A 10820-nucleotide genomic window follows, 5' to 3' on the forward strand; every position below is an offset into this window, starting at 1 on the left:
AAAATATATAGTGAAGCACCGTTACTATATAGAAACCGGGTGAAAATATATAGTGGAGGGTGATTTCTATATAGAAATGGGGTGAAGATATATAGTGGAGTATGATTTCTATATAGTAACGGCCTCAATATATATATGAAGTTATTTTTCTTTGGGCGGCCTCTTTTTTGAGTCAATGCTGAAATCTTGTTGGATACTGCGTAATGCCCGGCGAAAATCTTCTTCATCCTCTTTATGGATGAAGCAAAATTCCTTTACACTTACAAAGCTACCTTCATCTTTGCCTATCGCCAGGCGAACAGCCGCTAGCATTTCCTGGGCTTTACGAATACGACACTTATACATTTCTGCCACCTGGTTGGAATGAATGACAAACTGGTAACCATCTTCGTCACTCTTGTAATGTGGTTCGCCAATCGGCCACTTGTCGTGCCATTCCTGGCCTCTTTGTTTAAGGATTTCTATTGTTTCCTCAGTGAGGTATTCCAGGCCATTAATAACGGCCCACACTTCTGCAGAAGGCTTTAGTTTGGCGGCTGTTTTTCTGGCCTTTTTTTTACTTTTTTCGGCTTGTGCCCGGGCTTCGGGTGTGTTGAAGAGTTCTTCTTGTGTCAAGGTAAAATTTATTGGGTTAAGAATAAATAACAATACCAATTTTTACCAATCAGAGCAACCATCGTGTTCTCCCATGTGAAAGTATAGTGGGGAGGTTATACGCTAAAAGATAGGGCTATCTTTTGAAACCGGATACGTGAAAAACACGGGTTTTCTATCGTGTTTACGTGTATAGCATACCTATTCGCAAAAGTTATTTTTAGCCAAAAAAAAAGCCTCCCCCTGGGAGGCTGCTGTACTAATCAAATACCATTAAACCATTAAACCTTATCCTATGCAGGCAATTTAGGAATTTTTTTAATGTATAATTCTATTCCGCGCAAAATGACCAAAAAATTGATTTCGGTTAACTCGGTCGTGAGCAAACGAGCTGTCTACGGCAAAATCAATTTATAAGAAATACTGGATGCCCAGAAAAGCCCCAGCGCACCACCCTGGATATTCCCTCTTGCTGAAGCCGGTGTGGGTTTGTATACATTGCCATCAGTTTGTAATTGTTTTCGCAACACATTGAAATACTCAAAAGCTTCTTTTGTTAAAGATGACAATCTTATTTGCACACCACGATCTAAATAGGAAAAATATTGCGGCGCTCCGGAGTATGGGTAACTGTCTGGTATAATTAACTGTACAGATAATCCGTTCACATACGGCGGTAATATTTTATCATCGACCACAAACGGAATGCTGTAATAGTTATTATATTCAAGAAGGAACGCATTATAGGGGTATTCAACTACATTCGAATAAAATTGCAGCATATAATAATTCTTTTCATCTTGCGGTTCCCTGAACCAGGCAAGGGGTAAATTACCTTTGTCCCCGGCCGCGTCAACAACGGTATCTTCTTTTACCGCTACTGAATCAAGTGTAGGAACAGGCGGCATATACGCCGATGCCTGAAAAGTGGAATCACCTATGCGAACATGCAGCTGATAGTTGTGCCCCGGCATGCCCTTGATCTTTGTTGTTTGGTAATAACCCCGTTTATAGGTGTATACCTTACTTGGGTACGCCCGAACATCGGAATCCATCACGTGGTTATTATATAAATAGAGCATTCTTGGCAGAACATCTGCGGCTGGTATAAGGGTATCAACCGTTCCCAGATCATCTTTAATAATAACCTCCGCCCCCTGTACTGCATCAAAGCTATCGGCGTCCTGGGTAGTTACAAGCGGATAACCTAATAAACTGGTTGATCTGGTTATATGAATATAGTAAGGACCTTGCAAGTCACTGATCCTTCCTTCTATTACATATAACGGGGTAGTGTCTTTCAGTTTAAAATCATAGTCTTTAGTACAGGCTGCCAAAAGAATAACAACACAAATGAAACTCCATCGCATATTCATATAGTACTGTTTAAAATTTAAAATTGTAGGTGATTGATGGCAGAATGCCGGTGAGATATACCTGGGTGGCTTTAGTATTGGTATAGCCATTATATGACTGGCTTATGAACAAAGCAAATACGTTTTGCCTGTTGTACGCGTTGTAAACACTGAACACCCATTCGCTCTGCCATTTTCTGTTTGGTTTTTCCCTGGTTTTCCAGGTGGCGCTTATATCGAGCCGGTGGCTGGCCGGAAGCTGATATTCGTTCCTTTTACCATAATATAACCACCTGGCCTCATTAAATATGTAAGTGCCTAATGGTATAGTGGTGCGGCCACCACTTCTGTAGATCCAGTTCACAGATACACTCGCTCTTTTATTAATAGCATAAGAATATACAAACGAAATATTGTGGCGGTGGTCGTAGGTAGGCGGGTACCATTCGTTATTGTTTACGCCATAAATACGGCGCAGCGCCTTTGACCAGGTATAACTTATCCAGCCGGTTGAAGCGCCGCTGTTCTTTTTCAGCATGAACTCCAGTCCATACCCTTTTTGCCCGCCTGTTAAAACCTGCGTTTCTATTTTATCATTCAGGAAAACCTCAGCATTGTCCTTGAAGTCAGTGATGTTATACGATTTTCTGTAATACCCTTCTATACTTCCTTCGTAAGAATCGTTTAGAATGGTTTTGTAAAAGCCCGCCGCATACTGATCGGCATACTGAGGTTTAAAGTAGGGATCCGAAGGCATCCAAAGATCGGTTGGCAAGCCAACAGATGAATTGGTTAACAGGTGCTGGAACTGATAATTGCGGCCATAGGAGAACTTCAACGAAGCAGTGGGGGAGAGCAGCACTCTGGCAGTGGCCCTTGGTTCCATGCCCATATAGGATTTGATGACTTTACCCTTTGAATAATAAGTGCTGTCAATCACATCTGAGTTATCGGCATTATACCGGTATACCATTGCATCGCCCAACGCGGCAAACCAGGTAGCCCGAAGTCCGTACGACAAACTGATGCGTTTACTTATTTTTTGCTCATTGTTTATATAGGCAAATAATTGAGCTGAACTGCGATTATTGAGTTGTACTTCCTTTGAGGCAGAACTGGCAGATTTTTGATTTACCTGGCCCGGCAATACATCCTGTGCAGTGATACCGGTACCGAATTTTACCTGGTTGTTGCCATTGATGGTTAGGTCGAGATCTGTTTTGAGAGTGACCTCCTTTAAATTGGCGCGCCAGGTAAAATTCCGGGTATCTTCTACCAGATCATATGAATACTTGTAGTTGCTGTACAGTAAGGAAGTATTGGCAAATACATTTGAATTAAAGATATGGTTCCACCGGGCGGTAACAGTAGTATTGCTCCAATTCATTTCGTTTCCTTTATCAAGGGCGTTCAGGAAAAAATTATCATAGCCGGTATAGGCAGATAAATAAAGGCGGTCTTTTGCACCAAGCCGCTTGTTTAATTTTACATTCAGGTCGTAAAAACATACCCGGCTATTTTTTGTATTCTGGTTTATCTTTTCGGCTATCTGAGGAATTTTTAACCACATGCCGATATTGCTGTACCGTCCCGAAACAATAAAGGAAGATCGCTCTTTTTTAATGGGACCTTCTATCGTTAAACGGCTTGCCAGGAAACCGATGCCGCCGGTGACAGTATACTTTTTAGCGTTGCCTTCTTTCATCCGCACGTCTACCACCGAAGATAAGCGTGATCCATACCAGGAAGGGAATACGCCTTTATAAATAGCAACATCTTTCAGCGCATCGGTATTGAAGGCGGAAAAAAAGCCGAGGGTGTGGGTGGGATTGTATACCGGCGCTTCATCGAGCAGGATCAGATTTTGATCATACGATCCGCCGCGCACCGATAAATTGGTAGTGCCTTCGGCAGACGTTTGTATCCCCGGCAAAAACTGAAGGCTCTTTAGTACATCCGCTTCACCCCCGGGCATCGCGATCTTTTTGATCTCCGCAATGCTTAACCGGTGATAACCCGTGATCGTATTTTTAACAGGATTTTTCTTTGCTGTTGTAGCTACTACAACGGTCTGAAGAGGGGTATGCTCATTCAACACCAGTTGAATATTGTGCTGGTAAGTTCGGTGAAGATCGGCAGTGGTATCGATGTCTTTGAACCCAACATAAGAACAGTTCACCGTATAGGTGGCTGCAGGAACTGTTAACGAATAAAAGCCATAAGCATTGGTAATGGTTGAATAGGTTTTATTACCCGCCACATTTACCGTTGCGCCAATTAATGATTCGCCTGAATTGGCTGCCGTAACAAATCCATAAATGGTTATGCTGTGTGATGACTGTTTGCCGGTCTTTTTTACCACTATATAATTGTCGAATTGCTCAAATTGCAGGGAGGTATTGACGGTTATATCAGCCAGTAATTTTTTTACGGTAACATGCTGCTGCCTGTAGTTAATCCCTTTAACGCCGGCTATATCGGCCGTTTTATAATTGAATTTAAAAGACGTACCGCTTTCAATTTTGGTAAATGCTTCTTCAAGCGATGCATTTTTTAGTTCAATACTAATGGTCACTTTATCCATATCCTGTGCGCGGACCTTCCCGATTAACAAAAAGGTACAGCATATGAATACCAGAATTGGTTTCATTTTTTTCATAAAAAGTAAGTAGGTGAGGTTGCTTATTCTATAATGTATATTCCGTTGTTTACAGAAAACCTGGCATCTGTAATGCGGCAGATAATAGCAAGCGCTTTGGCTAGTCCCGTATTTTTATTAAAAGAAACTGTAGTGATCTCTTCTTTCAGGGATGCCTTTTTTATTTGAATGGATGCATTAAAAACTCTTTGCAGATCGGCTGTAATATCGGCCAGCCGTTCATCTTTATAATACAGGTCGCCTTTTCGCCAACCGGCAATGATGGCTGGATCGATGTTGCTTTGAATAGGACTTGTATTGGTTGTTACTTTTACCTGTCGTCCTTTTTCCAGGGTGGCCAGTAACTGGTTGCCCGACTGTACTTTTACTTTACCTCGTTGCACCGCAACGATCATCGACCGCTCGCCGGGGTAAGCTTTAATATCAAACGCAGTACCCATTACCGAGGTAACCATATTGCCGGAATGAATAATAAACGGGATCTTATCGGCATGTTGAACATCGAACCAGGCTTCACCCAGCAATTCAACCGATCGTTCTTTTCCTGTAAAGGATGCAGGAAAACGGATAGCCGAAGCTGCGTTTAGCCATACATGACTGCCATCGGGCAACACCACTTCATATTGGCCGCTGCGCGCTGTTGACACCACATTGTAATAAGTTTCCCGGCTGTTACTGGTAGTGGTATAAATAATTTGTGAATCCTTTTTTGTTATAGTGGTTCCTTCCAGTGTCGCTATTTTTCCATTGTTAACTTCATCCAGCCAAATATGCGACCCATCGGCGAGCAGCAACGAGTTTTTGTTCACCGGCGTTACTGGTAATGCAGGTAACGTGCTTTTTGTAACAGTGAGTGCTGGTTTGGTTGTACGGGTCATAAGAAAATAGGTGCCCGTGCCTATCAGCACTAACACGGCAGCAGCTGCCACCCACCGGTATAATGTAAACACATTGGCAGATCTTTTTACAGGTAGAGCAGGCGCTTTATCGATGCCCACAATATCCTGGATCATTTTTTGCCAGGGTGCTGCATCTACAGGAACACCGGGTGTTTCTGTTTGCATTTTCTCACTCAACACCTGTTTAAACAGCTCATCATTGTCGTTGGCTTTCACCAGTTCGTACAATTCCTGCCGTTCCTGCTCCGTTGTTTTATTCGCCAGGTGTTGTTCCAGTAACCAGGTTAATCGTTGTTTGCTCATTATTGTTATTTATGCCTGCTATCACTAATAAGAAGAGTGGGGGAAGGTTTAGGACTATCGGCTGAAAAAATATTTTTATTTTTTTCGGCCATGAGTAACAGGAAGAAGATGATCCCGTATTTGACCAGGTATTCCCGAATGTATTTTAAGGCGGTCACCAGGGCGTTCTTGACCGTATTGGGAGAGAGATTTAATATGGCAGCGATCTCGGGAATGCTCTTACCCTCATCGCGGCTCATGCGGTAAATTTTTTTTCGCTGTGCGGGCAGTTTATCGATAGCTTCACCTACAAGCCGGTTCAATTCTTTTAAGGCAAAGTTTTCCTGTGTGGTGTTTACCGGGTCAGGTTCAAATGTAATAGTATTAAAAAACTTATTATTTAAAACGCTCTTTCGTAAATAGCTATAGCATTCATTGGATGCAACTTTGTACAACCAACCGCCGGGGTTATCTATTTCGCTTAATTTATCCCGGGATAACCATACCCTGATAAATGTTTCCTGTATAATTTCCTGTGCACCAGGTTCTGATTTAACAAGCTTTATAATAAACGGATATAATTTTGGTAGGAAGACAGTAAACAGGATTCCGAAGGCTTTTTCATCACCTTCAGAAACCTGCAGAAATAGTTGTTTTTCATCGGGCGGTGGTACGGTATTGTTATTGTTCGAAGCCAATTAAAGCGTTTTTAAGTAGAATGATCATAACTGGTACGATCACGGATCAACGATTCAAAGGCCAAAATAATATCATTTAAATATTTAAATCAAATCTTTTCACGGCCGGGGTAAAACCAGCCCTTGTACAAAGCATGCCAGCAATTATTTTTTTTGACTGGCTAAATTCTTTTTGATCTTCATCATAATACTATCAGGGGTAAAACGTGGCAGGTTTGAAATAAACCAGTTTGTAAAGCCAACTACTTTTTTACCCTTACCATGTAAAAGAAGTTTCACCCCTTGCTGTGCCACTACTTTTGGATGCATTGGCTTATTTGCTTTAAAGTTATTTGTAGAGAGCATCTTATCTGTATTAAAACCAGTATCTACAGGTCCGGGGCAAAGAGCTGTCACTACAACGCCTGTGCCTTCCAGTTCTGCGGCAATTGTTTCTGTAAATGCCAATACAAATGCTTTGGTAGCAGAGTAAACCGAGTAATAAGGAAATGGTAAAAATGAAAGCAGGGATGCCACATTCATAATTTTGCCCGACTTACGGCTTGCCATTTCTTTTGCAAACAATTTGGTGAGTGCTACCACACTGGAAATATTTAACTCGATCATTTTGAGTTCTTCTTCCAGTGACGTTTCAATAAAATGGCCGTAGTTACCTACGCCTGCATTATTTACCAGGGCGGTTACTAAAAGCTTTTCCCGTTGCACATCTTTGTAGAGGCCAATGGCAGCTTGCACATCCGACAGATCTTTAACGATGTATTGAACCGAAATGCCATACGTGGTAGTTAGTTCCTTTTGCATTTGCTGCAATTTGGTTTCGTTGCGGGCTACCAGGATCAGGTTCAATTTTTTCGCAGCTAATTGAGTGGCCATTTCATAACCAATGCCTGACGATGCTCCTGTGAGCAATACATATTCTTTCATTTTATTTTGTTTTTATGTTGGTGATAGTTTTATTCTGCTGATTCAACTGTTGGCGGAATCAATTTATACATTACAGGTGTTACGATCCGGGAAAGTATCGTAGAGCTGATTAGTCCTCCAATCAATACAATTGCTAATGGTGAAATAAGCGGATTGGGGTTCATCGCAAGCGGGATTAATCCGCATATGGCGGTTATTGAAGTAAGTACCACCGGTAAAAAACGGGTTTCTCCTGCTATTTTAATGGCGGTATCTATACTATGTCCTTCAGCCCGCAACTGGTTGGTAAAATCAACGAGTAACAGTGAATTCTTGACCTGTATACCAGACAAACCAATAAAACCAATAATAGAGACCAATGACATCGGATGACCGGCGATAAGCAGCATGATCACCCCTCCCAGAATTCCTAATGGAATAATAGAGAGCACAATAATGATACCTTTAAAAGTTTTGAATTGCAATAACAGCACTCCGATAAAAAGGAATGTGCTTAATAAAATAACTGACAGGAAATTCCCACCCAGCGCATCGCCTTCCGATTCCGCTTCTCCGGATAACTTATAATAATAGCCAGGCGGCATTTTAATTTTGTTTAGCTGTGGAACAATATCCTTTAATACATCATTTGCGTATACCTTTTCTTTGGTTAAGGAGGTAACCTTGGCAAATCGGGATTTATTAAAATGATTGATGGCCGTAGGCGAGGTTTCAAAAGAAATGGTTGCAATTTGATCAACCAGAACCGGAACCCCCTGGATGTTATTTACATACAGATTTTTGAATGCATCCAGGTTTGAAAATTTATCTCTGGAAAGCGTTATAACAACATTGCGTGAATCGCCTCTGTCGTCTATATAATCACCCACCGTTAATCCCGCTACCGCCATTCTTATCACTTTGTCGATATCGCTTGTAAGCACACCCAGGGTGCGGGCTTTTTCTTTGTTTATTTTTATTTTAACATCTGATTTGTAGGTGTTCAATTCGTTATTGATATAAACAGTGCCTGGATGGTTACGTAAAATATCCTCTACCTTAAAGGAAAGTTCACGCAGCTTATTGGGATCTTCTCCAAAAACCCTGACTACTATGTTAGCCTCTATAGGCGTTCCCTGTTCAAAATCTTTTACCTCTATTTTGGCATAAGGAAAATTGGTGAACTTTTGTCTCAGCTGCTTGATTAAGGCTGTTTTCGAGTCAGGACTGGCCTCATTATCCATTTGTACAAAGATCTGGGCAAAGTCTGGCTTAACATCCTGTTGATGTACATTATAATATACTTGTGGATTTCCTTTACCAACATTGCTTGTGTAATAGACAATCTCTTTGTATTGCCTTAATTCATTTTCCACGAGTTTGGTCACCCGGTCACTTTCCGGAATATCAGCCTGCAATGGCATTTTGATATTGACAAGGAACATGGGTTTTTCGGAGGTGGGAAAAAGTTTGAAACCAGTTTTTGTAAACAGGAAAAAAGCCAGCACACTTAGTAGTAATGAGATCCCGATGGTTGTTTTAGGCCATTTTAAAGCCACAGGCATAATACCCCGGTAACTGTAAGTCAGAAATCTTTGAAGATATTTAAGGAAAAAATTGCCTTCTCCATGGGTGTGCGTTTTCAATAATCTACTTCCAATGAATGGAACAAGCGTCAAAGCCACGATCATCGATGCCAATACACTGGTTATAACTGCCATTGGCAGGCTTCGGATAAATTCACCGGCTATATCAGGTAGAAAGGCCAGTGGTAAGAACGCAATTATTAAAGTGGCTGTACATCCCACTACCGCCACACCTATCTGTTTTGTGCCTTTTAGAATAGCATCCTTTAGTGAATGTCCTTCCCTAAGCCAGCGTTCTATATTTTCTACCACTACAATACTGTCATCCACTAATAACCCTAAAGCCACTACGAGGCCAACAATACTCAGCTGGTTCAAAGAAAAACCCAATAAATTCATAGCTATAAGCCCTAATGCCAAAGAAAGCGGAATAGAGATCATTACGATCAGTGATGCCCTGAATCCCAACGGCAATAAGGTAATAACTACCAGAAGAATGGCCAGGGCAAAATCAAATCCGAGATGTCCCAGCCGTTGTGAGACCATAGTAGCCTGATCAAAAGTTTTGACAAGCTGGATATTAGATGGCAATCCTTTTGAAAATTCATCCAGTATGGGAAGAAACTCCTTCTGTACGTTCGCTATATTAACATTGTCTTTCATTGCTGCAGTAACCAGTACGCAACGATGACCATTTACCCGGGTAATATGGTTCACCATTTCGTTTTTATAACTTACTTCAGCCACATCTTTCAGATATATTATCTTTCCATTGGCATTGTAGATAACGGTATTGGCAACATCCTCCACGTTCTTAAATTTGCCGCTGGTCTTTACATTAAAGATCTTACTCTCCAGGTTGATGCTTCCCCCGGGAATGTCTGCTGCTTCGCTTTGTAAACTACCTACAACTATAGTAAGCGGGATCTTCAGTTGCGCCAGTTTGTCCAGTTGTACATCGATCCGGATCTCCTGTTCCGGCATTCCGAAATACCTGACTTCTTTAAGGTTGGTTATTTTCTCCAGGCGGGTTTTCAGGATATCAGCTTCATCCCGCAACAATTTATCGGAAGCGTTATCCGAAACCAATGCAACCTGTAAAATTTTGACATCGGACGAAGAGATCTTTTCTGTTTTGATCAAATAGATATCCTTGGGAAGCTCGCTGTTCTTTAAAGCATTTATTTCTGTAGAGATCTCCTGGTACTTATTGTTTACATCAACTCCATATTTGAACTTCGGCTGAATGACCGCCACCCCATCTTCAACGGTAGTAAGCATTTTGTCGATATTTTCCAGACCGTAAATTTTGTTCTCGATGGGTTTTACCACTTGCTCCTCCATGTCCTTGGGACTGGTACCTGGATAGATGACAGTTATAAGATACTGCGGCGCATGTGTGGTGGGGTCTTCCGAACGGGGCATTGTAAACAAGGTAAGTACACCCACTACTGCAAACAGCAGAAATATAATGAGCGTGAACTGATAGTTTTTAACGGCAAAATTTGTGATCTTCATAGCTGTAATTATTACCTGATAATTTTAATTGTAGATTTTTCATTTAGATAGGCACTATTGGAGATCACAATTTCTTTCACGCCATCAAGTCCTTCTCTCAGATAAACGTGTTGATTGTCGACCTTTGAAATAATTACCGGAATTTTCCTGACCTTATCGGTTCCGTCTGGGGTAAATACAAATGCCTTGTCGCCATCCGCTTCTACCAGCGAACCATATGGGATCACCTTCACATTGTCGTTCTGATTGGTAGCTATTTCCGCTTTGCCAAACATGCCCACCGCCGGTTTAATGTCCTTTAATTTCAATTTCAGTTCCAGCTGAAA

Annotated in this window: 8 protein-coding genes; all 8 read right to left on the reverse strand. The window is 41.5% G+C overall.

The genetic code is table 11. The annotated features are described in order from the left end of the window. Nucleotides 1-141: 141 nt before the first annotated feature. Nucleotides 142-648 carry a hypothetical protein gene (locus ACJ751_RS20735; RefSeq protein ID WP_407747434.1) on the reverse strand — a complete coding sequence of 169 codons (507 nt, stop codon included), beginning with the start codon at nt 646-648 and terminating at the stop codon, nt 142-144. A gap of 341 nt (nt 649-989) precedes the next feature. After that, entirely contained in the window at nt 990-1970 is a 981-nt protein-coding gene (locus ACJ751_RS20740) for a DUF4249 domain-containing protein (RefSeq protein ID WP_407747435.1), read from the reverse strand. 10 nt (nt 1971-1980) lie between these two features. Then, on the reverse strand, nt 1981-4599 hold the full coding sequence (locus ACJ751_RS20745) for a carboxypeptidase-like regulatory domain-containing protein (protein ID WP_407747436.1): 2619 nt from the start codon (nt 4597-4599) through the stop codon (nt 1981-1983). A 32-nt stretch (nt 4600-4631) separates the two neighbouring features. Next, entirely contained in the window at nt 4632-5810 is a 1179-nt protein-coding gene (locus ACJ751_RS20750; RefSeq protein ID WP_407747437.1) for a FecR family protein, read from the reverse strand. 5 nt (nt 5811-5815) lie between these two features. Further along, nucleotides 5816-6487, reverse strand: coding sequence for an RNA polymerase sigma factor (locus ACJ751_RS20755; RefSeq protein WP_407747438.1), 672 nt, complete (start codon nt 6485-6487; stop codon nt 5816-5818). Nucleotides 6488-6631: 144 nt separating this feature from the next. Beyond that, nucleotides 6632-7411 carry an SDR family NAD(P)-dependent oxidoreductase gene (locus ACJ751_RS20760; protein ID WP_407747439.1) on the reverse strand — a complete coding sequence of 260 codons (780 nt, stop codon included), beginning with the start codon at nt 7409-7411 and terminating at the stop codon, nt 6632-6634. A gap of 29 nt (nt 7412-7440) precedes the next feature. After that, nucleotides 7441-10494 carry an efflux RND transporter permease subunit gene (locus ACJ751_RS20765; RefSeq protein WP_407747440.1) on the reverse strand — a complete coding sequence of 1018 codons (3054 nt, stop codon included), beginning with the start codon at nt 10492-10494 and terminating at the stop codon, nt 7441-7443. 11 nt (nt 10495-10505) lie between these two features. Continuing rightward, nucleotides 10506-10820: hypothetical protein (locus ACJ751_RS20770; RefSeq protein WP_407747441.1), on the reverse strand; the 315-nt coding region annotated here is incomplete at its 5' end.

Origin of the sequence: Niastella sp. (genome assembly GCF_045805085.1) — a bacterium.
Classification (GTDB): Bacteria; Bacteroidota; Bacteroidia; order Chitinophagales; family Chitinophagaceae; genus Niastella.